Consider the following 26,901-nt stretch of genomic DNA (forward strand, 5'->3'; position numbering starts at 1 on the left):
AATAAGCAATAAGCAATAAGCAATAAGCAATAAGCAATAAGCAATAAGCAATAAGCAATAAGCAATAAGCAATAAGCAATAAGCAATAAGCAATAAGCAATAAGCAATAAGCAATAAGCAATAAGCAATAAGCAGATGGAACGTAAAAAATTTGATGTCATCATAATAGGAGGGAGTTATGCCGGATTATCAGCAGGAATGGCTCTGGGCAGATCCTTAAGAAATGTTTTAATCATAGATAATGGAAGACCTTGCAACAGACAAACTCCACATTCGCATAACTTTATTACGCATGATGGAAGCACTCCTAAAGAAATCTCAGATGCAGCAAGGGAGCAGGTGAAAGCCTATCATACTGTAGAATTCTATAATGGTACTGTTGTGAAAATAACTAAGGAAATTGAGGGTTTTAAAGTAGAATCATCTTATAATGGGGTTTTCCGGGCTAAAAAACTTATTCTTGCTTCCGGAGTGAAGGACCTAATGCTTGATATTCCAGGATTTGCAGCATGTTGGGGGATTTCCGTAATACACTGTCCATATTGTCATGGTTATGAAGTAAAAGATGAGGTAACCGGAATTCTTGCAGATGGGGAGATGGCTTTTGAATTTTCAAAACTGGTTTTTAATCTAACTAAAAAGCTAACCCTGTTTACCAATGGGAAAACTAAGCTCACTCCGGAGCAGGTCGCCCAATTGAATCGGAATGGAATTAACATCAACGAGGATGAAGTTCAAAGTATAGAACATGAGAGCGGATATATTCAGAACATGATTTTTAAAAACGGAAAAACGGTTTCGTTAAAAGCTTTATACGCCAAAATACCTTTTGAACAACATCTGAATGTCTCGACTGATTTGGGGGTTGAATTAACGGAGCAAGGATTTATAAAGGTAGATTTTATGCAGAAAACAAATGTTCCCGGTGTTTTCGCCTGTGGAGATAATGTTACCATGATGAGGTCTGTAGCCAATGCTGTTGCACAAGGTAATTTTGCCGGAGCTATTGCCAATAAAGAACTTTCGGAAGAAGAATTTTAACAAGTTTCCAGATATTACTTTCCCCATAACAGCTCTATGGGGAATTTTTGTAAAATTTTGTAATGGAAAGTTATTTTGTTAACAAGTTGTCCTTTTGTATAGCCTCCATTTTTCAAGAGGTAAAGAATGAAAAAACTGTTGACTACTTGTTTCTCAGATGCAATCACAACAGAGGTTTATTTTGGAAAGTTTGTAATCGGATTAAAAATTATGGTCACCGGTTTAGGGCAGGAAATTTATAATTATATATTCCCGATAAGGTTTTACAACACTTAGGGGCTAAAAATCATATGATTTGATACCAAAATCTCAAGGGAAATTCCGTACATTTGGGGTGAAAAATTTCAAAAACTAAAAGTAAAATGGATATTATTTTTGACCTGATTGAAAAGGAAAGACAAAGACAAGCCCATGGATTAGAGCTTATCGCATCAGAAAATTTTGTTTCTGAAAACGTGATGAAAGCAATGGGAAGTGTACTGACAAATAAATATGCTGAAGGATATCCCGGAAAAAGATATTACGGGGGATGTGAAGTGGTAGATGAGGTTGAAACATTAGCCATCAACAGAGCAAAAGAACTTTTCGGAGTAGATTATGTGAATGTTCAGCCACATTCCGGTTCTCAGGCCAATGCAGCCATCTATCTTGCTGTTTTGAAAGCTGGAGATAAAATTATGGGAATGGACCTTTCAATGGGAGGACACCTTACTCATGGTTCTGCAGTGAATTTTTCAGGAATTCAATACGAAGTGGTTTCTTACGGTGTAGAAAAAGAAACAGGGCTTATTGATTATAACCAAATGAGGGAAGTCGCTTTAAGAGAAAGACCCAAAATGATGATTGCAGGTTTCTCAGCATATTCAAGAGATCTTGATTATGCTAAATTCAGAGAAATCGCTGATGAAATTGGAGCAACACTTTGGGCAGACATAGCACACCCTGCAGGATTAGTAGCTAAAGGATTATTAAACTCACCATTTGAGCATTGTCACGTAGTAACGACTACTACGCACAAGACATTAAGAGGTCCAAGAGGAGGGATGATCATGATGGGGAAAGACTTTGAAAATACATATGGTCACAAAACTCCAAAAGGAGAAACTAAAATGATGAGCCAGGTATTGGACGGAGCTGTATTCCCAGGAATCCAGGGAGGGCCTTTGGAGCATGTGATTGCCGGTAAAGCAGTAGCTTTCGGAGAAGCTATAGATGGAAAGTTTGAGACATATGCAAAGCAAGTTAAAGCAAATGCTCAGGCGTTATCCAAAGCAATGATCGATAGAGGATTTGACATTGTGAGCGGAGGTACAGATAATCACCTGATGCTTGTAGATCTTAGAAATAAGGGAGTAAATGGTAAAGAAACTGAAAAAGCATTAGTTCTTGCCGATATTACTTGTAACAAAAATATGGTTCCTTTTGATGACAAATCACCATTTACAACATCTGGTATCAGATTAGGAACGGCAGCGATTACAACAAGAGGACTTAAGGAAAATGATATGGATACCATTGCCGGATTTATTTCTGATGTGGTAGACAATATTAAAAATGAAGAGGTTCTTGGATCTGTAAGAAAGAAGGTTAATGAATTAATGGAAGGAAAAGCTCTATTCAATTATTAATATAACAGAAACAATATAATACAAAGAATGAGCAAAGGCTCATTCTTTTTTTTGTAAATATGGAAAAGAAATCTTTTACTTTTGATGAAATTAAAATGAAATTGGTGAACTATTGTGTTTATCAGGACCGATGTCATGCTGAAGTAGAGCAGAAAATGAGAGAATTTTTGCTTATTGAAGAGGCAAAGGAGGAAATCATATTGTATCTTCTGAAAGAAAATTATCTGAACGAAGAAAGGTTTACACGAAGTTATATCCGAGGGAAGTTTTATATCAAACACTGGGGGAAGAATAAAATCAAAATGAATCTTAAACAGAAACAGATTTCTGAAAAACTGATCAATATGTGTTTTGACGAAATTTATGAAGATGATTACGTGAAAACCATTACAAGAATCTACGAAGATTACTTCTCTAAACAGACAGGACTTAAGGAATATCAGAGAAAATCAAAAACTATAAAATATTTAATGAGCAGAGGTTTTGAATATGAGAAAATAAATGATATTTTTGAATAAACATAAATTAAACAAAAAACACACAAATTGGAAAAGAATAAGATCTGGCTGTCACCTCCGCACTTAGGAGGTAACGAGCTGAAATATATACAGACTGCATTGGATACAAACGGAGTTTCTCAGTACGGTTCAAATATAGATGAGTTTGAAAAAAGACTTGAAAATTATTTTGGCAAAGATTCCTTCGTGACAGCTTTGTCTTCCGGGACAGCGGCAATACATCTTGCATTGAGGCTTTTGAATGTCGAAGAAGGTGATTTCGTAATTTGCCAGTCCTTTACTTTTGTAGCTTCTGCTAACCCCATCCTTTATCAGAGAGCAATTCCTGTTTTTGTAGACAGTGAAGCTTCTACTTGGAATATGTGTCCCAATGCTTTGGAAGATGCTGTTAAATATTGTCTGCAGCAAGGTAAGAAGCCGAAGGCAATCATTGCTGTCTCTTCATATGGAATGCCATTTATGGTAGATGAAATCCTTGAAATTTCCAGGAAATATGAAATTCCTATTATTGAAGACAGCGCCGGAGCTCTGGGCAGTACTTATAAAAATAGACCTTGTGGAACATTTGGAGATTTGTCTGTGATTAGTTTTAATGGAAATAAGATTATTACAACTTCAGGTGGGGGGATTTTAATATCGAGAAGTAAGGCAAATAAAGAAAGGGCTCTTTCTTTTTCTACCCAGGCCAACGAAAATAAAGAGTATTACAGCTATTCAGACATAGGATATAACTATAGAATGAGTAATATCTCTGCAGGGATAGGAATAGGGCAATTGGATGTTTTAGAAGACAGGGTAATAAAGAGAAGAGAAAACCATGAGTTTTATCAGGATATACTTGAAAACGATGAAACCATCCATCTTTTGGAAGAACCAAGCGAAGATTTTTTCTCTAATTATTGGTTGAACACTGTCACCATTGGAGGAAATAATTATGGAATGACAAAAGAAAAATTAAAAAAAATATTTTCTGAGAGTAATATAGAAACCAGATATTTATGGAAACCTATGCATTTGCAAACCTTATATAAAGGGTATAGGTTTTTTGGAAATAATATTTGTGGTATGCTTTTTGAAGCGGGTTTATGCTTGCCGTCAGGGACCAATCTTTCTGCTGAAGATAAAAATAGAATTGCAGATGTCCTTAAAAATCTAAGAAAGTAAAATTATTTTTTAGATTTAGGATATTGATGATATTTTATTTTAATTTTGCACGAATGATTCAATGTGAGTTGAATTAAGCGGCTAGAAATTGTACCACATTTAATAACATATGAACACCAATCAAGACAATGTATAACTCTCTTAGAAAAAAAATATTTGGAGGAGATAATGTTGTCAATCTCTCAGATGTAAGATATCTTCCCAGATGGATAATACTCGTAATAGATATTATTATTTTGGTAGTATCCTTATTTCTTTCTACGTATATCATTGAAAAAATTACCCAAAAAGAGTTTATTTATCATGAAGAGAAAAGTATTGTTTTTGCTTTTATCATTTTGGTAAATACAGCATTTATGTATTTTTTTAAAACATACGCAGGGATTATCAGACATTCCACATTTATAGACTTATTTAAACTTCTTGTTTCCTGCTTCTCTACATTATTTGTCGTTGCGACAATTAATCTGATGTATTTCTGGGTTACTGGAGGCAAATTCATTTTAACCCCCTATCTAGTTTTATACTTTGTTATATCCTTTATGGGATTATTTCTTTTTAGACTCTATGTCAAAGAATTTTTTCATATTGTCAGAGAGTATAGGAGAAGTACGTTGAAAAAAAGAATCCTTGTGTTGGGGATTGATGAACAGTCCATTGCTATCGCGAGGGCTATTTTGGATAATCCTAACCTTCCTTACCAGGTTGTAGGTTTCCTGACACAAAGAACGGACTCAAAAAGGGCGTCGCTTTTAGGGAAGCCTATTTATGCAAAAGAAAAAATTGAAGAAAATACCAAAGATGACCTTCTTGTTGACGGAGTTATTATTGTAAAAGAAATGATGGCTAAGGATGAGATGAATTCCTGGGTGAATTTATTTCTGGAAAAAGACCTGAATGTTTTCAAAGCTCCTTCTGTGCAAAAACTAAGAGACAGTGATCTGGGAGGATCAATCAGAAACCTTCAAATTGAAGATTTGCTTAACAGAAAGCCTATAAAAATTGAAAATGAAGAAGTCAAAAGCAGACATTACGGTAAAAACGTATTAGTAACTGGTGGTGCCGGTTCTATCGGCAGCGAAATTGTAAGACAGGTTGCTCAGTTTACACCTTCTTTAATTGTGGTGTTAGATCAGGCTGAAACACCGTTATATGATATTGAACTTGAAATGAAAGATAAGTTTCCTCATATCAGGTTTAAATTTGTTTTGGCAGATGTTTCCAATATACATAGGGTTGAGCCGTTATTCGAAATGTATAATTTCTCAATGGTTTATCATGCTGCAGCCTATAAACATGTACCTCTTGTTGAAGACAATCCTAATGAAGCTATTCGTGTAAATGTTTTAGGGTCAAAAAATATTGCTGTTTTATCCAGTCGTTACAAAGTAAACCGATTCGTGATGATTTCTACGGATAAAGCTGTAAACCCTACTAATGTAATGGGAGCTTCTAAAAGAGCTGCAGAATTATTTGTTCAGTCTTTACAACATGCTGAGGGAAATTCAACGAAGTTTATTACCACAAGATTTGGGAATGTTCTAGGGTCAAACGGTTCTGTTATTCCACATTTTAAAAAACAGATTGAAGCTGGAGGACCCGTAACAATCACCCATCCTGATATTGTAAGATATTTTATGACCATTCCTGAGGCTTGCGAACTGGTTCTTCAGGCAGGAACAATGGGACAGGGGGGTGAAATTTTTGTTTTCGATATGGGTGAGCCGGTGAAGATTCTTGATCTGGCCAGAAGAATGATTAAATTATCAGGGTTTGAACCCAATATTGATATTAAGATTATTTACACAGGACTTAGACCGGGAGAAAAGCTATACGAAGAGCTGTTGAGTGACAATGCAAAAACTCTTCCTACCCATAATGAAAAGATCATGATTTCTAAAGATCCTACCATGTCATTTTCAGAAATAGAAAGTCTTGTTCATTTGATTGGAGAGGCATCTGTCAATAAAGAAAAAGTAGAGGTCGTCAAAATTTTAAAGCTCATCGTTCCTGAATTTATAAGCAATAATTCAATCTACGAGGTTTTAGATAAATAGGAAAAAATATAAGTGTATATTTGTACAATTTTAAAATATGAAAAGTAAAATATTAGGGATATTTTTTGTATTCTTATTAGTATCATGTAAGGTAAAGGAAAATGCCCAGAATGATTTAAATTATATGCAGAATATAGAAAATGTTGCAATAGAATCATCTGCTAAAAATTCTAATTCTACTATACAAACTGGTGATCAATTAGTGATTTTGATTACAGCAAAGGATATGGATGTTGTAAAACCATTCAACCAAAACTATTCTTCTTCCGAAATGATTCAAACCAATAGTTTTGCAGGAGGAAATACACCTAATCAAGGGATGACAACCATTTCAGGACCTACATATATTGTAGATAGTGAAGGGAATATAGATTTCCCCGTTCTTGGTAAAATTGATACAAAAGGTAAATCACTTGTAGAATTTAAAAATGAAGTAAAGGATAAAGTAAGTCAATATGTTATTAATCCGACGATAAGTATAAGGCTTGCTAATTTTAAAATAACAGTTTTAGGTGAGGTTAATAAACAGGGAGACTATACCATATCTAATGGACAGGCTACGATTCTCAATGCTTTGGGACTTGCTGGAGATTTAACCATGTATGGTAAAAGGACTGATATCTTAGTAATAAGAACTGAAAATGGAACAGTTACTCATGGTAAAATCAATTTACAGGATGCTAATCTTATTAATTCCCCCTATTTTAATTTGAAGCAAGGAGATGCTGTTATTGTTCCGTCGAATAAAGCAAGAGACATAGCTTCTAAACAAAACCCTAATACAGCGATTTATCTGACAGCAGCTTCTGTTATTGTCACTGCACTTGCCGTAGTGGTTGGTTTGTTTAAAAAGTAAGAGTATTATATATCTATAAATGCAACTTTACATAAATTGTATTATAAAGTAAGGATAAAGGCTCTTCTAATAAAATCACAAAGAAATGAAATCATATAAAATAGCTGTTATCGGGCAAGGATATGTAGGGTTACCTTTATCTTTGGAGTTTGCAGGTCATTATCCGGTTTTGGGTTTTGATATTAATGCAGACAGAATTAACCAGCTTAATAATGGCTACGATATAACACAGGAAGCGGATCTCCGTAAGCTTAATGATGGCTTAAATTCCTATAAAGAATCCGGCGGAAGTATAGGTTATCATGGTACAAGTGAACTGAAAGAACTTTTAGACTGTAATATTTTTATAGTCACTGTACCAACTCCCATAGACAAATATAATGCTCCTGACTTAAATCCGTTACTTACAGCATCAAAAATGCTGGGAGGGATTATAAAAAAAGGAGATATTATCATATTTGAATCTACCGTTTTTCCTGGTTGTACAGAGGAGGAGTGTGTTCCTATATTAGAACTGTATTCTCACTTAAAATTCAATGAAGATTTTTTTGTAGGATATTCTCCGGAAAGGATTAATCCAGGGGATAAAATAAACACTTTGACAAGTGTAAAGAAAGTAACTTCAGGGTCTACTGCTCAAATCGCAGAGGAAGTAGATCGTCTATATAAAACAATCATTACAGCAGGCACTCATAAAGCACCTAGTATAAAGGTTGCTGAAGCATCTAAAGCCATTGAAAATGCCCAAAGAGATGTGAATATTTCTTTTGTGAATGAGTTAGCTCTTATCTTTGACAGGATGGGAATTGATACTCACGATGTTCTGGAAGCTGCTGGTACAAAGTATAATTTCTTACAATATAAACCTGGATTAGTAGGAGGGCACTGTATTTCTGTAGATCCATATTATTTAGCGCATAAAGCCGAGCAATTGGGATATCATCCGGATGTTATTTTATCCGGTCGAAGAGTAAATGACTCAATTGCAAAGTTTATAGCTTCAAAAGTGGTGAAATTGTTAATAGCAAAAAGCAATGTTATTAAAGGTTCACAAGCCTTGATATTAGGAGTAACTTTTAAGGAAAATTGTCCTGATGTTAGAAATACCAAAGTAATTGATATTTATAATGAATTAATAGATTATGGAATTGGAGTTGATATTTTTGATCCATGGGTGAATAAATCAGAGGTGGAGCATGAATATGGTATAAGCATTCTCGATCAGCTTCCGGAAGATAAAAAATATGACTCTATTATAGTTGCTGTATCCCATAAAGAATTTCTTACCTTAGATTTTGAAAAACTAAAGAAAAAAGATAGTGTCATCTTTGATACTAAAGCTTGTATTGATAGAAGTTTAGTAGATGCTAGACTATAATTAAAATAATAAAACTAATAAATATCTGTTGTTAAGTAACAGAATAATTTGTAAAATTTAAAACTAAATAATGGATAATCCAGTTATTGAAGAATCAGAAAAAATTAATATCCAGGAAATAATCAAACCCTATTTAAGAAACTGGTTATGGTTTGTTATTATTCCTATAGTGTCTTTAATTATCAGTTATTTTTATTTAAAACTAACTACTCCGGTATTTAGCATTCAATCATCAGTACTTATTAAAGATGCTAAAAAAGCAGCTTCTGGTGCTGGAGATTTTGGTATGTTACAGGATTTGTCGGTATTGGGAGGTATGGGAACTAATAGTATAGATAATGAAATAGAAATTTTTAAGTCTAAAAAATTAATGCAAGAAGTTGTAAAACAATTAAGATTACAAACTTCTGTCTATACTAAATATGGGTTAAAAGAAAAAGAGCTTTACAAAAGTTCATCTCCTGTTATCATTGAAGTAGTTAATGAAAAACCCTTTACAAAAGAACCTCAAAAACCTATTTTAGTAAAAATTTCCGGGGATAACATAACTCTAGCTAGTGATGAATTACCTGAGATTAAAACTCAGTTTAATAAAGTTATCAATCTTCCTTATGCTAATATAATCATATTGAAAAATTCCCAGTTTAATAAATTAGAAGCTGGAGAAATGGGAGATATTTATATGACATATTCGACAGTTGATGGTGCTGTGGATAACTTACAAAAAATATTAAATGTAGCATTGGTAAATAAAGATGCTACAGTGATTGGGTTGTCTCTTAACTATGCTAATATATCTAAAGCTAAAGATATAGTAAATAAACTGGTAGAAGCTTATAATAATGAAGCGATTTCAGATAAGAATTCAGAATCTAAAAAAACAAAAGATTTTATAGATGACAGAATCAATATCATTTCAAATGAATTGGGGCAGGTAGAAAGTGAAAAGGAAAAATTCAAATCCAATAATCAGATTACTGATTTAGTAACAGAAGCTAAAATTAATCTTGAAGTTTCCGCAGAAGCAAGAGCAAAACAAATTGACCTGGAATCTCAGCTTGAACTGACCAATGCGTTGATTGATTTTATGGGCAGACAAAATAACAGTCAGGTTCTACCTTCCAATATTGGTTTAAATAATACGACTGCTACAACTAATATTTCTGCATACAATCAGTTGGTATTGGAGAGAAACCGCTTATTAGAAAATGCAACCCCTCAAAACCCATTAATTATAGATCTTAATAAACAGATTTCATCTTTAAAAGGCTCTGTAATGGAAAGTCTTATTAAAAATAGGACAGGAATTCAGTTAGCTAAAAATCAATATGAAGGAGAGCAGAGTAAGATCAGCTCAAAAATCACAAAAATTCCTGCTCAGGAAAAGATGTTTAGAAGTATTGAGAGACAACAGCAAATAAAGGAAAATTTATATTTACTTCTATTACAAAAAAGAGAAGAGACAGCTATTTCTTTAGCTGTAACAGCTAGTAAAGCAAGAATAGTAGATTATGCCTATGCTTCACCTAAACCAGTTGCACCAAAAAAAATATTTATACTTTTAGGCGCATTGGTTTGTGGCTTTGTCATTCCATTTGTGATTATATACTTAAAAGAACTTCTTAATAATAAAGTGAAATCAAGAAGTGATCTAGAGAAACTTTCTCATGGTAAATCTGTAATAGGTGAAATCCCTGGTTTATTAAGAGGTCAGGATGAATTGGTAAAACTTAATGATCTTTCACCTTTGGCAGAGGCATTTAGAATTCTTATTACTAATATGAATTTTATGATTCCTAAAAAGAAAGATGCTAAAGTTATCTTCGTTACTTCAACGGTAAAGGGAGAGGGGAAAACTTTTGTTTCCGTTAATTTAGCACTTACTTTAGCTACTCCGAACAAAAAGGTTATTATTATTGGGTCTGATATTAGAAACCCGCAGCTTCAGAGATATAATCCTGCTAGAAAAGGTTTGTTAGGTCTTACAGAATATTTGTATAGTGATAAAATAAATATTAAGGAAGTTGTACATGTATCTACGTTCAATCCTTATTTAGATGTTATTTATTCCGGAAGTATTCCCCCAAATCCTACAGAGTTGCTTACAAATGGACGTTATGAACATTTAATTGAAGAATTGAGTGATCAATACGACTACATTATTCTGGATACTGCTCCTCTAATGCTTGTTACAGATACATTCCTGATAGCTGATATGGCTGATGTTACTTTATATGTAACCAGATCAAGATATACAGAAAATGCATTAATTGATTTTGCAAATAAGAGTATCAGCAGCCAGAAAATTAAGAATGTAGGCTTTATATTAAATGATGTTGATAAGGATTACTTTGGATATGGCAATAAATATGGGTATGGATATCATGCTGAAGAGCAAAATTGGTTTACAAAGCTTAAAAACAGATTTTAATTATGGATAAACCGGCTCTTATTACGCTTCCTAAAATTGTTGACCCAAGAGGTAACTTATCTTTTTTTGAACACCCCAACCAATTGCCCTTTGAGATTGTAAGAACTTATTGGGTCTATGATGTACCGGGAGGTGAAATAAGAGGAAGCCATGCCTTTAAAGAACAGCAGGAATTTATTATTGCACTTTCAGGTAGTTTTGATGTAGTATTACATGATGGTATAAAAGAAGAAAGATTTTCTTTAAACAGATCTTATTATGGTTTATATATTCCCAAAATGTATTGGCGAAGATTAGAAAATTTTTCTACTAACTCATTAGCTCTTATTGTATCAGACAGGTTGTATAATAATGAAGATTATATTAGAAATTTTGAAGAGTTTAAAATATTAGTCAATGGAAAGTAAGATTTCAGTATTTGATTGCAGTGTAATTGATTTAGGAAAAATCAGTTTTGCGGAAGGGAATCTAACAGTTGTTGAGAATGATTCGTCATTTCCTTTTAATGTAAAGAGAGTTTTTTATCTTTATGATATTGCTGGTGGTGAGAGCCGTGGAGCACATGCACATAAAGAGTGTCATCAATTTCTTATTGCAGCAGGTGGAAGTTTTGAAGTAGAATTGGATGATGGTAAATTTAAAAGGCAAGTCTTTTTAAATCGTCCTGATATAGGATTACATATTCCACCTGGAATCTGGGCTTCAGAAGTTAATTTTTCGTCAGGTGCTATTTGCCTAGTATTGGCGTCTCATACCTATAACGAAAGAGACTATATTAGAGATTATAGTAATTTTTTAGAATCTTTGAAATGAAACAATTAGTTAGAAATGTTAAGATAATAGGAACGGGCTCTTATGTTCCAAGAACAATATATACGAATGAATATTTAGAAACCATTTTACCAACAAGTGCTGACTGGATATTTGAAAATTTAGGAATTAAAGAGAGAAGAATCGCAAGTGAGACAGAAGCGACTAGTGATTTAGCTTGGAGAGCAGGCGAAAAAGCAATTAGCAATGCAGGATTAACAAAAGATGATATCGATTTAATAATTGTTGCAACAGCTACTCCGGATCGTCTGGCCCCTTCAACTGCGTGCATTGTTCAAGATAAATTACAAGCCTATAATGCTGCTGCTTTTGATATTTCAGCAGTTTGCAGTGGCTTTTTATTTGGAATGTCTGTTGCCTCACAATATGTGGCAAGTGGAGTTTATGATAATGTTCTCATCATCGGTGCGGATACATTCTCTAAAATTACTGATTGGACGAGGAGAGATGCTGTTTTCTTTGGTGATGGAGCAGGCGCTGCCGTTATTTCTCACTGTAAGGATGACGGAGGTTTCTTAGCATACCGTCTTTATTCTGATGGAAGAGGAAAAGAAAATTTTACAATTCCTGGGGGTGGATCAGAATTTCCTGCTACTTCAAAAACATTAGAAGAAAAGAAACATTTCTTTCAAATGAACGGAAGTGCAGTTTACGAAACAGCAACGAAAGTTCTTCCCAAAGCTATTATGCAGGTTTTAGAAGATACTGGGCTATCAATAGAAGATGTAGATTTAATGGTACCACACCAGCCAAGTATCAAAATTTTACAAAAAACAGCAGAAATAATTGGCTTGCCTTTTGAAAAGGTAATGACAAATATGGATAAATATGCTAATACTTCAGGTGGTACTTTACCTATTTTATTAGATGAATTGCATAGAGCAGGAAAGATAAAGAAAGGGAATATTATTCTTTTTGTTGCAGTTGGAAGCGGCTGGACTTATGGCGCATCCATTATTAGATGGATGTAATTTAATAAATAAATATAAACAACACAATATGATTATAATAATTGGAGCCTCAAAAGGGATTGGTAATTTTCTGTATGAGAAATATAAATCTTTAGATTTCAAAGTTTTAGGTACTTATAACAGTACTTCTTCTTCAGAAGATGCACTTTCTAAAGTGGATGTTACAGACTATCAATCAGTTTCAAATTGGATTGATAGCAATGTAGAATCATTAGAAAATATCACCCTTATCAATTGCGCAGGAATTACATATAATGCCTTTGCTCATAAATCAGATCCTGATGCATGGAAGAAGGTTATTGATGTGAATTTAGTTGGAACTTTCAACTGCATAAGAGCAGTATTACCAATAATGCGTTCTCAAAAATTTGGTAGAATTATCAATTTTTCCTCTGTTGTTGCCTCTAAAGGTACGCCTGGAATTAGTGCTTATGCAGCATCTAAATCTGCACTTTGGGGAATGTCTAAGTCATTAGCTCAAGAAAATGCAGGACTGAATATAACAATTAATAACATTAACCTGGGATATAGTGAATTGGGAATGATAAGTCAGGTACCACAAGAATTTCTTGAAAACCTGGTTAAACAGATTCCTGCTAAAAAGCTATGTGAGCCGATCGATATTTTTAGAACAGTGGATTACTTAATTAATTGTGAATATATCAATGGTTCATCAATTGATCTAAATGGAGCATTAATATGAGTAATGAATTAATCAAAAGCCAAATAGAGTTTAGAAAAAATGAACTCTTGCATTATGCACCAACAAGCTTTTTTAGAAATAACTCTGAAAAGTCATTTGAGTATTTTGTTAAAAATGATATTCTTTCAAAACCGGAAGGCGGAGAAGGAGAAATTTATAGCGTTGATATTGAGGGACACACATATAATTTCTTTTACGAATTCTTAAAATGGGACAGTGAATTTTTTAAAATGCCCACTCTTAAACTTACCTATATACTTTTCGGAGAAACTAACTATGCAAAACTTTTAAAAGCAATTTCAGCCTTTAAAGAAAATGTTGTTAAGAGTAATTACATTTTCATTGAAATTCCTTCTGAAGATATTTTTGTCATTCAGGCTTTAAATGAAAGTTTGTTTAGGCTGGTAGAAACAAGGATGACATATTACCTGGATCTTAATAAATTTACAAACAACAGATATGCTGTAAGAGAAGCTCAGGAATCTGATATTATAAATTTAAAGAAAGTTTCCTCTGAAATGGTTAATCCATTTGATAGGTTTCATGCTGATGTCTGTTTAGACCCGGTAATTGCAGATAGTTTCCTGGGAGTATTTGCAGAAGAATCAGTAAAAGGATTTGCAGATTATGTGATGGTTCCAAATGAAGAAGGAGTGCCGGCAGATTCATTTTTAACAGCTAAATATTATCAAAGCTGGTGGGATAATATTGATCTTAAAGTATCTAAAATGGTATTAAGTGCCGTATCATCCAAAACAAACCAAGGATGGTATGTTAAACTTATTTCCGAAATGGCATATCATTTAAGAGAACAAGGAGCCGAATTTGCTCTTATGCACCCTGCTTCAACAAATAAAGCCGTAATTCACTCTTATGAAAAATTAGGATGTAAATTGGGTAAAGTTTCACATATTTTAACATATAAACTGAGATGATAAAGTTTTTAGATTTACAAAAAATAAACCTGGTTTATCAACAGGAGATTGAAGATAGAATTTTAAAGACTTTCCGTTCAGGATGGTATTTATTAGGTGAAGAATTGAAAAACTTTGAAGAAAAACTGGCTCAATATATAGGGGCAAAGCATGCGATTGGGGTAGCCAATGGTTTAGATGCATTGCGTCTTATTCTTCGGGGATATATTGAATTGGGTATAATGCAGAAGGGAGATGAAATTATAGTTCCTTCTAACACCTATATTGCTTCTATCCTTGCTATCTCAGATAATGGGTTGGTTCCTGTGTTAGTGGAGCCAGAGATCAATACTTATAATATTGATATTTCTAAAATCGAAGAAAAAATTACCCCTAAGACGAAAGGAATCCTTATTGTACACCTTCAGGGAAGAGTTGTGTTTTCTGAAGAACTTAAGAAAATAGGGGAAAAGCATAATCTTAAAATTATTGAAGATAACGCTCAAGCTATCGGTGCAGAATGGAAGGGCATAAAAGCTGGAAATCTTGGAGATGCTGCAGGTTTTAGTTTTTATCCGGGTAAAAATCTTGGAGCTTTGGGAGATGCTGGGGCTGTGACAACCAATGATGATGATTTGGCAAAGGCAATAAGAGCTCTGGCTAATTATGGTTCAAATCAAAAATATGTTAATATATATCAAGGTTTAAACTCTAGGTTGGATGAAATTCAAGCCGCTGTATTGGATGTAAAGCTGAAGTATATTGATAATGAAAATGAAGTAAGAAGACAGCTTGCCAAAAGATTGATAGATGGAATTATAAATCCTAATATTATTCTTCCTGAATACCCTGTAGATGATAAGGAACATGTATGGCACGTTTTTGTAATCAGAACGGAGAAAAGGGATGAACTTCAGACTTATCTTACAGAAAACGGAATACAAACAATCATTCATTATCCAATTCCACCGCATAAACAAAAGGCTTATAAGGAATGGAATGAATTGTCATTTCCTATTAGTGAAAAAATACACAATGAAGTATTAAGTTTGCCTATTTCTCCTGTAATGAGTGAGGAAGAACTCTTAAAAATTATAGCTATAGTTAATTCATATAATGCTGAATAAAGTAAAGAAAATAATTGCAAGTGATCTGGTTAAAGTATTTTCTTTCACAAGTATTTCAACAATTATAAAATTAATTACAGGTTATGTAAGCGTAAAAATAGTTGCATCTATTATTGGACCTGCAGGTATTACATTACTAGGGCAACTCCAAAATTTTACAGCAATCTTTACAACTCTAGGAGCAGGTGGAATAAATAATGGAGTTGTAAAATATGTTTCTGAATTTAATGATGATAAAAAAACTTTAAAACAATTTTTAAGTAACGGTTTTAAAATCACTTTTTGTTTATCATTGTTTTTCGGACTTATATTAATTTTGTTAAGCCATCCAATAAGTACTTGGATCCTTTTAGACGTAAAATATTACTATGTCTTTATTTTTCTCGGAATAAGTTTGTTGTTATTTTCAATAAATAATTACTTTCTTTCTATACTAAACGGTTTTAAGGAGTTCAAAAGATTTATTATAGTAAATATTATTACTAGTTTAGTTGGACTTATATTTACTGTTTTATTAGTGCTAATGTTCCATCTTGAGGGTGCTCTTATTGCCAATGTAAGCTATCAGGGGGTCGTTTTATTTGTGACCTTTTTTTTAGTTAGAAAATATGACTGGTTTAATAAGGAATACCTTTGGGGACATTGGAATATAAAGATTCTTAAAAAGTACGCATCTTATTCATTAATGGCATTGGTTTCGGCCGCTACAGTGCCTATATCACAATTATTGATCAGGGGATACCTGATAAAAAATTTTTCAATAAATACTGCGGGTTACTGGGAAGGAATGAATAGAATCTCAACCTTATATATGGTGTTTTTTACAACAACTTTTGGAGTTTATTATTTACCAAAGCTCTCAGAAATTAAAAATAATTTATCACTTAAAAATGAGGTTATAAAAACGTATAAAATTATAGCTCCATTAATACTTATTAGCTTAGTTATTGTCTTTTTGTTAAAAGATGTTGTTATTAATCTTTTATTTACAAAAGAATTTTATTCTATGAAAGATTTATTTTTCTGGCAATTACTTGGTGATTTTTTCAAAATAATGAGTTGGATATTGGCTTTTATTATGGTTGCTAAATCTATGCCGAAAATATATATTTTAACAGAAATTATTTTTTCATTTTCTTTAATAACATTTTCATATTTTTTTATAAATGCAAATGGAATAATTGGTGCAACGCAAGCTTATTGTCTCAATTATTTTTTATATTTTATAGTTATGGTTTTTATTTTTAAAAATCTTATTTTTTCAAAAAATTAATTTATTATTATGAAAATACTAATTCCCTTAGTAGGAACTTTTAGTAAAGAGGGGGGATGGAGAGTTCTTTCCGAACTTGCTAATAGATGGTTAAAAGCTGGTCACGAGGTAGTTTTTCTATCACATAAAAAATACAAAAAACCCTATTTTCCAACAGATGCTAAGATATTGTTTTATGATAATAAAGGAAATATTTCTGAATCAGGATCTGACAACTATCCCTTACCTTTTGGTGGACCTTTCCCCTTAAGAAGAAAGTTAATAAAGGCTTTAAATCAATTATCCGCTGATGTAGTTTTGGCAACCCAAAATTTTACTGCAGGGCCAATAAAGAAGAGTACTATAAAAGCGAAAAAATTCTATTATATACAAGCTTACGAACCTGAATTTTATGATGGAGGCCCACTGCGTTATAAAGTTTATAAACAAATTGCCATTAATTCTTATAAAAAAGGCCTTATACATATTGTAAATGCGCCCATGTATCAAAATTTTAAAGAGATAATGTCTGATAAGGTAGTATTTCCTGGAATTGATCTAGATAAATTTTATCCAAAAGAATATAAACCATTGGATAGTATGCCTTTCATTATTGGTAGTATCGGAAGAACTGAAATTTATAAAGGAACGTCTTTTGTTATTGAAGCTTTTCAAAATATTCGTAAATCATTGGGGAATAAAGTTGAGTTACACCTTGCTTTTGGAAATGAGGATTGGAATAATATTGATGGAGTAAAAGTATTTTATCCTAAAAATGATAAAGAACTTGCAGACTATTACAGAACATTAAATTGCTACGTTTGTGCAGGTTATCTTCAAATGGATGCTATTCATTATCCTGTAATAGAAGCAATGTCTTGCAATGTTCCTGTTATTACAACGGGCTATTATCCTTCATCCGAAGAAAACTCTTATAAAATCAAAATTAAAGATAGTCAATCTATTGTAGACAAAATTTATTGGATGATGGATAATTATGAAGAAACAACAATTAAAAGTAAAATTGCTTTACAGATTATTCAGGAATTTGATTGGGATCGGGTAGCAAATAAAATGTTAGGATATTTTTTTGAAAAATGATAGTCGCAGCTTGTATATTGTATGTTTTATCTTTAGCTTTCGTAGTTTTCCCTACGAAAATAAAGACCGTTAACAAGATTACTATTGTAATATTATTTTTATCACTATTATATATAGCGTGTATACGGGATGAAAATTCAGTGAATGATTATGAATTATACATTGGAGCATGGATTTATTCAACTTATGAGAAAACCACTATTGAGGCATCATTCCTTTTTATCAGAGATATTCTCAGGGATACTTTACAGCTTCATTATAAAAGTATTTTTATTGTTTACGCTATATTAGGAGTAGGTACAAAGTTTTGGGGAATCAAAAGACTTGCAGATAATTTTTACCTGGCAGTACTTGTTTATATTAGTCATTTTTTTATTTTGCATGAACTTACTCAAATGAGAGCAGGGGTTGCAGCAGGTTTTATTTTAATTGCTTTAAAACCTTTATATGATAAAAATCTAAAACAATATTTGATATTTATTGGTTTAGCTACTTTATTTCATTATTCTGCAGCATTGATGTTACCATTATGGTTTTTGAATAGAGATAAAAATAATAAATATTTTTACTATTTTCTGATTCCAACGGGATACATTATATATTTTTTAGGTCTAGGTTTTGTTCAAAATATTCCAATACCTTATTTTCAGTCAAAATTAGATGCTTATAAAACTATAACAGAGGATGAATCTAATAAAATTAATGTTTTCAATGCATTATTTCTGCTTCGTATTTTGATTTATTATGTGTTAGTTTTTAATAGAGAGAAGATTGCCAAAGAATATAAGATGTTTTATTTCTTATTGAATATTGATGCGATTTCATTATTTGTTTTACCTGCATTAGCTGCTATTCCAGCTATCGCTTTTAGAGTACACGAACTTCTGGGAGTTGTTGAAATTATATTATTTTCTCTTTTGATTTACACATTTAAACCGAAGATTTTTGGTTATATAGCTGTTATAATTATTACACTGGTCTTTTTCTTGATAAATCTATTTTATAACAAATTAATCTTTAATTAAATTGGATACTAGCATACTCTTAGCAACCTATAACAGTTCTTATTTTTTGAGAGCTCAGCTCAATTCTCTATATGAACAAACAGATCTTAATTGGGAACTGATTGTTAGAGATGATGGATCTACCGATAACACTATTGAAATTATACGTGAGTATCAGCAAAAATATAATAATATTAAAATTTTAGAAGATAATGAAAAAGGCTTAGGAGCAATGAATAGTTTTATGAGGTTGCTTGAGAAGACTAAGTCTGAATATTATTTTTTTTGCGATCATGATGATGTTTGGTTACCACACAAGATAGAAGTTTCGAAAAATGCTATGTATAAAGCAGAAGAAAAAAATAAAAATATTCCTATCATCATCCATACTGATTTAATAGTAGTGGATGGCAATCTTAAAGTGATTAATGATTCATTTTGGAAGTCATCAGGAATAAAACCTAACATATTAGACAATAAAAATTTCATTCAGGTATTTAACTTTGTTACAGGATGCAGTATGATGTTTAATAATACCGCAAAGCAAGTAAGTTTTCCTTATCCAAAACGTACTCCCATGCATGATTGGTGGATAGCAATTCAAACATTAAAAAATAATGGAAAAGTGATACATCTGGAGAACCCATCTATTCTTTACCGACAACATGGAGGAAATGAAGTTGGAGCCAGAAAAGTAGATTTAAATTATTTTGTAAAAAAAGTGAAAAATATTAATGCAACTTTGAAAGGTCATCAGGAACATATTGAATTTTTAAAAGAGGCAAAAGGACTTAATGTATTTCAATACTATTTTTACAAAATTTTGTATACTATAATAAGAAAGATCTGATGAATCATATGCGATTGGATAAACTTAGATTTTACTCTGGTGTATTATGTGAACTAATATTTTTGCCCTTCCTTTTAATATGGGAAGAGCTAAAAAAATATATGAGTTCTAAAGATACTTTAACAATTAAAAAAAAGCGTTCTGCTGTTGCTGGCAATACGATTAGAATTAATATTCATGAGTGGGGAGGGTACCCGTTAAAAAGAAGTAAAAAAGTAAATGTTATTCCTGAATTTGAGTGTGGACTTTATTATCAGTTAGAAAGATTTACAAAAGATGATGGTCTTGATAAAAATGTTAGTGTTACGATTTCTGAAATTACTAGACACCAACATCTTGAGTATATAAAATCTAAAGTAGAAAATGTATTTTCTGTCTCTAATGATGGAATGGACTTTTCTGGGTATAATTTTTTTTATGAAAGTATAAAAGACTTGCCTAACAGTTATGTTATACTCACAAACAGCTCAGTAAATAAGATTCAAACCGAATTTCTTAAAGATTATATCAAATACATGGATGATAATTTAGATGTGGGAATTCTTGGTGTTTCATATTCTTCCAAAAAAATGCAAACATTAATTCGAAATAACTTTACACCTCATCTACAAAGTTTTTTTTTATTAACAACAACAGAAGTTTTAAAAGAAATTGTAGAAAAAAATAATGGAATATTTCCTGGCTCTACAATATCACATAAACTCTCACTTATTCTAAAAGGTGAGGTGAAAATTTCTGAAATAGCAATTTTACTAGGTTATAACTTAGCGGTCACATTAGAAAATAAAAGTATCTTTAAGTTCGGGAAAAATAATTGGTTTGATAATGGATATAAAAGATGGAAACTTAAAGAAGGAGATGTAAGATTAACAGTTAAAAACCCTAATATAATTAATGAAATTATTATTTAGAAATATTATAAACATAGTTACAGTATTTGTTTTTGTTTATTGTAATGCCCAGAATACAAAATCTCTAAATCAGTTTGGGGCAAAAGGTGATGGAATTACTGATGATTCAGAGATGATAAAAAAGGCTATGCTTGAATCACAAAACGGAATAATATTAGATGGGCAGAACCGCACATATCTAATTGCAAAAAATATAGATCTTGATTTAAAATCACTGAATTTAATTAATACTAAAATCATTACCGGTAAAGAATATATCAGACAGTCCATAAAAATAAATTCAAATAATATAGTACTGGATAATATCTCTGTAGATGGTGGTAGAAATTCATATAAAAAAGGATATGAAATATGGAATGTTTTTTCAAAGGAAAATAATGTTGAAAGTATCTATCCTGATGAACCTGATTTTTTTTATTTTACAGGATTAGATAAAAAAGCAAATTATAGCATTAGTAATCTTTCAATGAATAATATGCATGCGTCATCTGCCATAACAATTATTACCTATGGAAACGTAAATTTCAAAAATATAAATTTTAATAACCTTAGTAATAAATCCTTTCACATTTATCACAGTGTAGATGAAGGCAAATATCAAAGTGGTAGTACATATGTTATAAATGCAATCGCCAATAATGTAGGAGTTTTGTCAGATAAAGTAATGGTAAATAAAACGGTTTATAATAGAGATGACTTGAAAGTAATGCCCCAGGCATCTTTTAATTTTATTGTGAGTTTTGGCAATTTTTATTTTGATAAGTTGGTTGTTAATAATTATGGTTCAAGTGGAGTAACTTCAGATCGTAATTTAAATTTTATTGGAGATCAGATTATTGTATCTAATGATTCAGATAAAGTATTTTCCAATAATCCGTCAGGAGCAGTTTGGTTTGAAGACTCTAAAAATATTTATGTTAAAAATATCAGTGTAAATATTCAAAAAAGAAATTCAAAAGATCTGCAATTTGACAGTTCTGCAGTGAGTTTATTTGCGATAGACTCATCGGTTAAGATTGACAATATTACTATTAAGGGGAACAATAATAAAATATTAAATAAAGCTATTAAAGGTTCATTTGCAGGGAAAAACAATGTTTTTTTCGGTAATATAACTATTGATGGAAATTACAAACAGGCAGGTGCTTTATTTGCAACTGTTGAAAATGTACCCTTAGAAAGTAAAATAAATATCAATAAAATTACTTACAAAAATCAGACAATAGAATTTTATGGAATGAAGGATGTTCATATAAATGAAGTTTTTGGAATTACAGGAAAGGAAAAACTTAATTTCAAATTATCTAAACCTATAAGGGACGAAAATTATACGATTAAAAATATTAACCTCAACGAGATTAATGTTGGGGAAAATGTGAAAAAAGTGAATGTAACTAATAACTCACATAAAATCAAATTTTCAAAACTTTATTAATTTATATATATGTTAGTCACTGGTAGTATTGTTTTATACAAAAGTAACAGAGTGGTTCTTTTAAAAGCTATTGACAGTTTTTTAAATTCCAGGCATGATTATCCATGTATCCTCTTTTTGATTGATAACTCTCCAACTGATGATTTAAAAGAGTTGAAAACAGACGAAAGAATTGTTTATATATTTAATCCATCTAACCCTGGTTTTGGAGCTGCACATAATATTGCAATCAAAAAAGCTATTGAAATGGATAGTAAATATCATTTTGTTATAAATCCTGATGTTTTTTTTAATACTCATGTAATAAGCTCAATGGTAAATTATATTATGGGAGATTGCAAAATAGGTATGATGATGCCGAAGATTTTAAATACAGATTTAACAAGGCAGAATCTTCCGAAATTATTACCTGCGCCTATTGATGTCGTTTTAAGAAAATTAAAGAAACCCGATTTTATATATAAACCGTTTATAAATAAGTATGAATTAAGGTTTGTGGAAGATAATAGAATCTATCAGGCTCCTATTTTATCAGGTTGTTTCACTTTATTTAATGTAGATGCATTAAAAACTAAAGGTTTGTATGATGATGGTTTTTTTATGTATTTTGAAGACTGGGATATTTCCCGAAGAATTAGTCAAAGCTATAAAACAATAGTATTTCAGGAAGTTTCTGTGGTTCATGAATATGAATCAGGGGCTAATCGAAATAAAAAATTATTTCAAATCTTTCTCAAATCTGCTTTTCATTACTTCAATAAGTGGGGGTGGTTTTTTGATAGAGAAAGAAAAAAAATTAATTCAGAAATATTATCTCAGTTCAAATAATGATAACAATCACAGGAGTTTCTGGTTTTGTTGGTAACAATCTGTCCAGATATCTAAAAGATAAAAATTATGACATCAAAGTGATGTCATTGAGAAAAAATTGGACTTTAGAGAAAGATACGAATGCGATAATCCATCTTGCAGGAAAAGCCCACGACACAGCAAATACTTCGGCTGACGAGGAATACTTTAAAGTAAATACAGAGCTTACCAAGAAACTTTTTGATGAATTTGTGGATTCGGATATCAGAGATTTCATTTATTTTAGCAGTGTAAAAGCAACAGCAGATACCGTTGATGGAATTTTGGATGAAGGACATGCATCCGACCCTAAGACACCTTATGGAAAATCTAAGCTTTTGGCTGAAGAATATTTATTATCAAAAAAACTTCCCGAAGGAAAGAGATTTTTTATTATCCGTCCATGCATGATCCATGGTCCTGGAAATAAAGGAAATCTGAATCTCTTGTATAAAGTGGTAGAAAAAGGTGTTCCGTGGCCATTAGCTGCTTTTGACAATAAACGTTCATTTTTGAGTATTGACAATTTAAACTTTTTGATACACGAAATACTTAAAAATAAAGATATTCCCTCCGGAATTTATAATTTTGCTGATGATGAAAGTATTTCTACAAATGATTTGATAGAAATTATAGGAAAGGCTTCAGGTAGAAAAAGCAAGCTGTGGAGGTTACCTTCCGGAATGATTTCTTCAGTAGCAAAATTAGGTGATGCACTAAAATTACCGTTAAATTCCGAAAGATTGAAAAAGCTAACAGAGAGTTATCAGGTTTCAAATGAAAAAATTAAGAATGCTTTACATATAAAAAAACTTCCTGTATCCGCAGAAGAAGGCCTTTTTAAAACAATAAAAAGCTTTAAAAACAAATGATGGAATATATAATTATAATAATTGTCTTATTTATTGTAATGCTGTTGTATTTTAAAATAGCTGATAAATATAATATTATTGACAAACCCAACCACAGAAGCGCCCATACCCAGATTACCTTAAGAGGCGGAGGAATTATCTTTCCAGTTGCATTTATTATTTTTGGGTTGTTTAATCCCAGCTTGGTAATAGAGGAGTATTGGTCTTTTGGTCTGGGCCTGCTTGCGATATGTACAATAAGTTTTATTGATGATATTAGAACTTTATCTAATAAAATAAGGCTGTCTGTCCATCTTATTTCAGTTATTTTACTGTTATATTTTACCGGAGCCTTTGCCTTAATGCCTTTTTGGGTCTGGCCTATATTATTTGTTGTGATTATAGGGACACTCAATGCCTATAACTTTATGGATGGTATTAATGGGATGACAGGAATCTACAGTCTTGTTACCCTAGGTTCTCTGGCGTATATCAACAGAGAGGTTATTCAGTTTACTGATCATGATTTTATTTATTATCCTATATTAGCATGCCTTGTTTTTTTGTTTTTTAATTTCAGAAAAAAAGCAAAATGTTTTGCCGGTGATGTGGGAAGTATGGGGATCGGCTTTTGGGTAATCGGGCTTATTACATTGCTGATCATGAGAACAGGTGAGTATAAATATATCTTACTTTTGGCAATCTACGGAATGGAAGTAGTACTTACTATTATTGAAAGAATATTTTTAAAAGAAAATATTTTCGAAGCCCATAGAAGGCACTTATATCAGCTTTTTGCGAATGAGGAAAAAGTCTCTCATTTAGTTATCAGCAGTGTTTACGCTATAGTACAATTATTCATAAATATATTTTTAATACATTCGCACTTTCCAATTTGGGCTATTGTATTAATTGTTTTTATTCCTGCAGGTGGCGTTTACCTGGGATTAAAATTGAGCTTAAAAAAGAAATATAGTTTATAAAAGATTAAAACCTAAATATGAAAATAAAAGAAACTCCCTTAAAAGATTGCTACGTAATAGAACCTACTATTTTCGAAGACGGGAGAGGTTACTTTTTTGAAAAGTACAATGAGAAAAAATTTGAAGAATTGACTGGTATGAACGGTCATTTTGTACAGGACAATATTTCAAAGTCTTCTTATGGTGTGTTGAGAGGACTGCACCTTCAAAAAGGAGAACATGCACAGGCAAAGCTAGTATCTTGTCTTGAAGGAAGAGTTTTTGATGTCGCTGTAGACCTGCGTAGAGAATCTCCTACTTTTGGTCAATGGTATGGTATTGAGCTAACTCCTGAAAATAAATTGCAACTCTATGTACCAAGAGGTTTTGGACATGGCTTCTCTGTATTAAGTGAAACAGCTGTCTTTTCCTATAAATGCGATAACTTCTATAATAAGGAATCAGAAGGAAGTGTTATCTGGAATGATTCTGAATTGAATATAGATTGGCAGTTGCCGCTCGATGTAGTTCAGCTTTCAGATAAAGATAGAATCCTGCCTACGTTTGCTGAAGGAAACTTTTAAATAAGATATTGAAAACCACTTTTCTAAAGTGGTTTTTATTTTTTAATTTTTTACTCTTCAATATTTTGTATCTTTGCACACTCAAAATCAAAAAGATGCGCACAAAATCTGTAGGGAAGAAGAAAATCAATGTAGTTACTCTTGGATGCTCCAAGAATGTATATGATTCTGAAGTTTTAATGAGCCAATTGAAAGCAAATGGCAAAGAAGTGGTTCATGAAGACCGTGGCGATATTGTAGTCATCAACACCTGTGGATTCATAGATAATGCCAAAGAAGAATCTATCAATACGATCCTTGATTATGTAGAGGCTAAAAACAGAGGGGAAGTGGAGAAAGTATTCGTTACAGGTTGCCTTTCTGAAAGGTATAAGCCGGATTTGATAAGAGAGATTCCAGATGTTGACCAATATTTTGGAACAAGAGATCTTCCTATTCTCTTAAAACATCTTGGAGCAGATTACAAACACGAATTGGTTGGAGAAAGACTCACCACTACTCCCAAACATTATGCTTACCTTAAAATCTCAGAAGGCTGTGACAGACCTTGTTCGTTCTGTGCTATTCCTTTGATGAGAGGGGGACATATTTCAACACCTATCGAAAAGTTGGTGACTGAAGCTCAGAAACTCGCTAAAAAAGGGACAAAAGAATTGATTCTTATCGCTCAGGATCTTACCTATTATGGATTAGACCTGTATAAAAGACGTGCGCTTGGAGATCTTTTAAAAGAATTGGTAAAAGTAGAGGGAATAGAATGGATTCGTCTTCACTATGCTTTCCCAAGTGGATTTCCTGAAGATGTTCTGGATATCATCCGTGAAGAACCGAAAGTATGTAATTATATTGATATTCCTCTTCAGCACATCAATTCAGATCTTTTGAAATCTATGAAGAGAGGAACAACTCACGAAAAAACAGATGCACTTTTAGCAAAATTCAGAGAAAAAGTTCCGGATATGGCAATTAGAACGACTTTAATTGTAGGATATCCCGGTGAAACACAAGAGAGGTTCCAGGAACTTAAAGACTGGGTAAAGGAACAGAAATTTGATAGATTAGGATGTTTTACCTATTCACATGAGGAAAATACAACGGCCCATGTATTGGAAGATGATATTCCACAGGAAGTAAAAGAGGCGAGGGTAGAGGAAATCATGGAACTGCAGTCACAAATTTCTTGGGAGAAAAATCAGGAAAAAATAGGTAAAACCTTTAAATGTGTCTTTGACCGTAAAGAAGGAAATTACTTTATTGGAAGAACAGAATATGACTCTCCAGATGTAGATAATACTGTTTTAGTTTCGGCCGAAGAAACCTATATTTCTATAGGAGAATTCGCAGAAGTGAAGATCACCTCAGCTGAAGAATTTGATCTGTACGGAGAGCTGGTATAATCATTTTATTTAGTCTTGATTATCAGGAGTATTGAATTTGACTTTTAGATCTGAAATGAAAATATATTAATGAAAATTAACATAAA

25 protein-coding genes are annotated in these 26,901 nt (G+C 32.1%); all 25 read left to right on the forward strand.

Annotation, left to right across the window (positions count from 1 at the left end; genetic code table 11):
- Positions 1-135: 135 nt before the first annotated feature.
- The 25 genes from JML65_RS07065 to rimO all read left to right on the forward strand — a co-directional run bounded on the left by JML65_RS07065 (position 136) and on the right by rimO (position 26,815).
- A complete protein-coding gene (locus JML65_RS07065) occupies positions 136-1,041 on the forward strand; it encodes an NAD(P)/FAD-dependent oxidoreductase (RefSeq protein ID WP_202270372.1) in 906 nt (301 codons plus the stop codon).
- 362 nt (positions 1,042-1,403) lie between these two features.
- The gene (gene glyA / locus JML65_RS07070; protein WP_202270373.1) at positions 1,404-2,669 is read left to right on the forward strand and encodes a serine hydroxymethyltransferase; all 1,266 of its coding nucleotides are present in this window, start codon (positions 1,404-1,406) and stop codon (positions 2,667-2,669) included.
- Between the two features lie 59 nt (positions 2,670-2,728).
- The gene (locus tag JML65_RS07075) at positions 2,729-3,187 is read left to right on the forward strand and encodes a regulatory protein RecX (RefSeq protein WP_174772365.1); all 459 of its coding nucleotides are present in this window, start codon (positions 2,729-2,731) and stop codon (positions 3,185-3,187) included.
- Between the two features lie 27 nt (positions 3,188-3,214).
- Positions 3,215-4,351: a DegT/DnrJ/EryC1/StrS family aminotransferase gene (locus JML65_RS07080; RefSeq protein WP_202270374.1), complete on the forward strand. Its 1,137-nt coding sequence runs from the start codon at positions 3,215-3,217 to the stop codon at positions 4,349-4,351.
- A gap of 128 nt (positions 4,352-4,479) precedes the next feature.
- Positions 4,480-6,408 carry a polysaccharide biosynthesis protein gene (locus JML65_RS07085; RefSeq protein WP_084085228.1) on the forward strand — a complete coding sequence of 643 codons (1,929 nt, stop codon included), beginning with the start codon at positions 4,480-4,482 and terminating at the stop codon, positions 6,406-6,408.
- Positions 6,409-6,445: 37 nt separating this feature from the next.
- Positions 6,446-7,264 (forward strand): polysaccharide biosynthesis/export family protein, encoded by an 819-nt coding sequence (locus JML65_RS07090; RefSeq protein ID WP_202270375.1) that lies wholly within the window; start codon positions 6,446-6,448, stop codon positions 7,262-7,264.
- A gap of 85 nt (positions 7,265-7,349) precedes the next feature.
- The gene (locus tag JML65_RS07095; protein WP_202270376.1) at positions 7,350-8,642 is read left to right on the forward strand and encodes a nucleotide sugar dehydrogenase; all 1,293 of its coding nucleotides are present in this window, start codon (positions 7,350-7,352) and stop codon (positions 8,640-8,642) included.
- Positions 8,643-8,712: 70 nt separating this feature from the next.
- Positions 8,713-11,073, forward strand: a complete 2,361-nt coding sequence (locus tag JML65_RS07100; protein WP_202270377.1) for a GumC family protein — start codon at positions 8,713-8,715, stop codon at positions 11,071-11,073.
- A 2-nt stretch (positions 11,074-11,075) separates the two neighbouring features.
- Positions 11,076-11,480: a sugar 3,4-ketoisomerase gene (locus JML65_RS07105; RefSeq protein ID WP_202270378.1), complete on the forward strand. Its 405-nt coding sequence runs from the start codon at positions 11,076-11,078 to the stop codon at positions 11,478-11,480.
- Positions 11,470-11,886 carry a sugar 3,4-ketoisomerase gene (locus tag JML65_RS07110; RefSeq protein WP_202270379.1) on the forward strand — a complete coding sequence of 139 codons (417 nt, stop codon included), beginning with the start codon at positions 11,470-11,472 and terminating at the stop codon, positions 11,884-11,886. The genes JML65_RS07105 and JML65_RS07110 overlap by 11 nt, the downstream gene beginning before the upstream one ends.
- Positions 11,883-12,875 carry a 3-oxoacyl-ACP synthase III family protein gene (locus tag JML65_RS07115; protein WP_202270380.1) on the forward strand — a complete coding sequence of 331 codons (993 nt, stop codon included), beginning with the start codon at positions 11,883-11,885 and terminating at the stop codon, positions 12,873-12,875. Before JML65_RS07110 ends, JML65_RS07115 begins: the two co-directional genes overlap by 4 nt.
- Positions 12,876-12,903: 28 nt before the next feature.
- Positions 12,904-13,578, forward strand: coding sequence for an SDR family NAD(P)-dependent oxidoreductase (locus JML65_RS07120; protein WP_202270381.1), 675 nt, complete (start codon positions 12,904-12,906; stop codon positions 13,576-13,578).
- Positions 13,575-14,513: a hypothetical protein gene (locus JML65_RS07125; RefSeq protein ID WP_202270382.1), complete on the forward strand. Its 939-nt coding sequence runs from the start codon at positions 13,575-13,577 to the stop codon at positions 14,511-14,513. The genes JML65_RS07120 and JML65_RS07125 overlap by 4 nt, the downstream gene beginning before the upstream one ends.
- On the forward strand, positions 14,510-15,619 hold the full coding sequence (locus JML65_RS07130) for a DegT/DnrJ/EryC1/StrS family aminotransferase (protein WP_202270383.1): 1,110 nt from the start codon (positions 14,510-14,512) through the stop codon (positions 15,617-15,619). Before JML65_RS07125 ends, JML65_RS07130 begins: the two co-directional genes overlap by 4 nt.
- A complete protein-coding gene (locus JML65_RS07135) occupies positions 15,609-16,892 on the forward strand; it encodes an O-antigen translocase (protein WP_202270384.1) in 1,284 nt (427 codons plus the stop codon). Before JML65_RS07130 ends, JML65_RS07135 begins: the two co-directional genes overlap by 11 nt.
- 9 nt (positions 16,893-16,901) lie before the next feature.
- A complete protein-coding gene (locus JML65_RS07140; RefSeq protein WP_202270385.1) occupies positions 16,902-17,972 on the forward strand; it encodes a glycosyltransferase family 4 protein in 1,071 nt (356 codons plus the stop codon).
- Positions 17,969-18,997: an EpsG family protein gene (locus JML65_RS07145; RefSeq protein ID WP_202270386.1), complete on the forward strand. Its 1,029-nt coding sequence runs from the start codon at positions 17,969-17,971 to the stop codon at positions 18,995-18,997. The genes JML65_RS07140 and JML65_RS07145 overlap by 4 nt, the downstream gene beginning before the upstream one ends.
- Before the next feature lies 1 nt (position 18,998).
- A complete protein-coding gene (locus JML65_RS07150) occupies positions 18,999-19,826 on the forward strand; it encodes a glycosyltransferase family 2 protein (RefSeq protein ID WP_202270387.1) in 828 nt (275 codons plus the stop codon).
- A 101-nt stretch (positions 19,827-19,927) separates the two neighbouring features.
- Positions 19,928-20,737 (forward strand): hypothetical protein, encoded by an 810-nt coding sequence (locus tag JML65_RS07155; protein ID WP_202270388.1) that lies wholly within the window; start codon positions 19,928-19,930, stop codon positions 20,735-20,737.
- Entirely contained in the window at positions 20,721-22,172 is a 1,452-nt protein-coding gene (locus JML65_RS07160; protein WP_202270389.1) for a hypothetical protein, read from the forward strand. The genes JML65_RS07155 and JML65_RS07160 overlap by 17 nt, the downstream gene beginning before the upstream one ends.
- Before the next feature lie 9 nt (positions 22,173-22,181).
- Positions 22,182-23,000 (forward strand): glycosyltransferase, encoded by an 819-nt coding sequence (locus JML65_RS07165; protein ID WP_202270390.1) that lies wholly within the window; start codon positions 22,182-22,184, stop codon positions 22,998-23,000.
- The gene (locus tag JML65_RS07170; RefSeq protein WP_202270517.1) at positions 22,997-23,893 is read left to right on the forward strand and encodes an NAD-dependent epimerase/dehydratase family protein; all 897 of its coding nucleotides are present in this window, start codon (positions 22,997-22,999) and stop codon (positions 23,891-23,893) included. Before JML65_RS07165 ends, JML65_RS07170 begins: the two co-directional genes overlap by 4 nt.
- Positions 23,890-24,855: an MraY family glycosyltransferase gene (locus tag JML65_RS07175; RefSeq protein WP_237390809.1), complete on the forward strand. Its 966-nt coding sequence runs from the start codon at positions 23,890-23,892 to the stop codon at positions 24,853-24,855. The genes JML65_RS07170 and JML65_RS07175 overlap by 4 nt, the downstream gene beginning before the upstream one ends.
- 17 nt (positions 24,856-24,872) lie before the next feature.
- Positions 24,873-25,418 (forward strand): dTDP-4-dehydrorhamnose 3,5-epimerase, encoded by a 546-nt coding sequence (gene rfbC / locus JML65_RS07180; protein WP_115917591.1) that lies wholly within the window; start codon positions 24,873-24,875, stop codon positions 25,416-25,418.
- Between the two features lie 95 nt (positions 25,419-25,513).
- Entirely contained in the window at positions 25,514-26,815 is a 1,302-nt protein-coding gene (rimO, locus tag JML65_RS07185; RefSeq protein ID WP_047488388.1) for a 30S ribosomal protein S12 methylthiotransferase RimO, read from the forward strand.
- The last annotated feature ends 86 nt before the right edge of the window (positions 26,816-26,901 follow it).

It is taken from the genome of Chryseobacterium sp. KMC2 (assembly GCF_016756935.1).
In the GTDB taxonomy this organism is placed as follows: domain Bacteria; phylum Bacteroidota; class Bacteroidia; order Flavobacteriales; family Weeksellaceae; genus Chryseobacterium; species Chryseobacterium rhizosphaerae.

What these genes read in the sequence shown, in the direction of transcription:
- JML65_RS07065 (WP_202270372.1), top strand. Translation starts at nt 136, where the DNA reads ATGGAACGTAAAAAATTTGATGTCATCATAATAGGAGGGAGTTATGCC.
- glyA (WP_202270373.1), top strand. Translation starts at nt 1,404, where the DNA reads ATGGATATTATTTTTGACCTGATTGAAAAGGAAAGACAAAGACAAGCC.
- JML65_RS07075 (WP_174772365.1), top strand. Translation starts at nt 2,729, where the DNA reads ATGGAAAAGAAATCTTTTACTTTTGATGAAATTAAAATGAAATTGGTG.
- JML65_RS07085 (WP_084085228.1), top strand. Translation starts at nt 4,480, where the DNA reads ATGTATAACTCTCTTAGAAAAAAAATATTTGGAGGAGATAATGTTGTC.
- JML65_RS07090 (WP_202270375.1), top strand. Translation starts at nt 6,446, where the DNA reads ATGAAAAGTAAAATATTAGGGATATTTTTTGTATTCTTATTAGTATCA.
- JML65_RS07095 (WP_202270376.1), top strand. Translation starts at nt 7,350, where the DNA reads ATGAAATCATATAAAATAGCTGTTATCGGGCAAGGATATGTAGGGTTA.
- JML65_RS07100 (WP_202270377.1), top strand. Translation starts at nt 8,713, where the DNA reads ATGGATAATCCAGTTATTGAAGAATCAGAAAAAATTAATATCCAGGAA.
- JML65_RS07105 (WP_202270378.1), top strand. Translation starts at nt 11,076, where the DNA reads ATGGATAAACCGGCTCTTATTACGCTTCCTAAAATTGTTGACCCAAGA.
- JML65_RS07110 (WP_202270379.1), top strand. Translation starts at nt 11,470, where the DNA reads ATGGAAAGTAAGATTTCAGTATTTGATTGCAGTGTAATTGATTTAGGA.
- JML65_RS07115 (WP_202270380.1), top strand. Translation starts at nt 11,883, where the DNA reads ATGAAACAATTAGTTAGAAATGTTAAGATAATAGGAACGGGCTCTTAT.
- JML65_RS07120 (WP_202270381.1), top strand. Translation starts at nt 12,904, where the DNA reads ATGATTATAATAATTGGAGCCTCAAAAGGGATTGGTAATTTTCTGTAT.
- JML65_RS07125 (WP_202270382.1), top strand. Translation starts at nt 13,575, where the DNA reads ATGAGTAATGAATTAATCAAAAGCCAAATAGAGTTTAGAAAAAATGAA.
- JML65_RS07130 (WP_202270383.1), top strand. Translation starts at nt 14,510, where the DNA reads ATGATAAAGTTTTTAGATTTACAAAAAATAAACCTGGTTTATCAACAG.
- JML65_RS07135 (WP_202270384.1), top strand. Translation starts at nt 15,609, where the DNA reads ATGCTGAATAAAGTAAAGAAAATAATTGCAAGTGATCTGGTTAAAGTA.
- JML65_RS07140 (WP_202270385.1), top strand. Translation starts at nt 16,902, where the DNA reads ATGAAAATACTAATTCCCTTAGTAGGAACTTTTAGTAAAGAGGGGGGA.
- JML65_RS07145 (WP_202270386.1), top strand. Translation starts at nt 17,969, where the DNA reads ATGATAGTCGCAGCTTGTATATTGTATGTTTTATCTTTAGCTTTCGTA.
- JML65_RS07155 (WP_202270388.1), top strand. Translation starts at nt 19,928, where the DNA reads ATGAGTTCTAAAGATACTTTAACAATTAAAAAAAAGCGTTCTGCTGTT.
- JML65_RS07160 (WP_202270389.1), top strand. Translation starts at nt 20,721, where the DNA reads ATGAAATTATTATTTAGAAATATTATAAACATAGTTACAGTATTTGTT.
- JML65_RS07165 (WP_202270390.1), top strand. Translation starts at nt 22,182, where the DNA reads ATGTTAGTCACTGGTAGTATTGTTTTATACAAAAGTAACAGAGTGGTT.
- JML65_RS07175 (WP_237390809.1), top strand. Translation starts at nt 23,890, where the DNA reads ATGATGGAATATATAATTATAATAATTGTCTTATTTATTGTAATGCTG.
- rfbC (WP_115917591.1), top strand. Translation starts at nt 24,873, where the DNA reads ATGAAAATAAAAGAAACTCCCTTAAAAGATTGCTACGTAATAGAACCT.
- rimO (WP_047488388.1), top strand. Translation starts at nt 25,514, where the DNA reads ATGCGCACAAAATCTGTAGGGAAGAAGAAAATCAATGTAGTTACTCTT.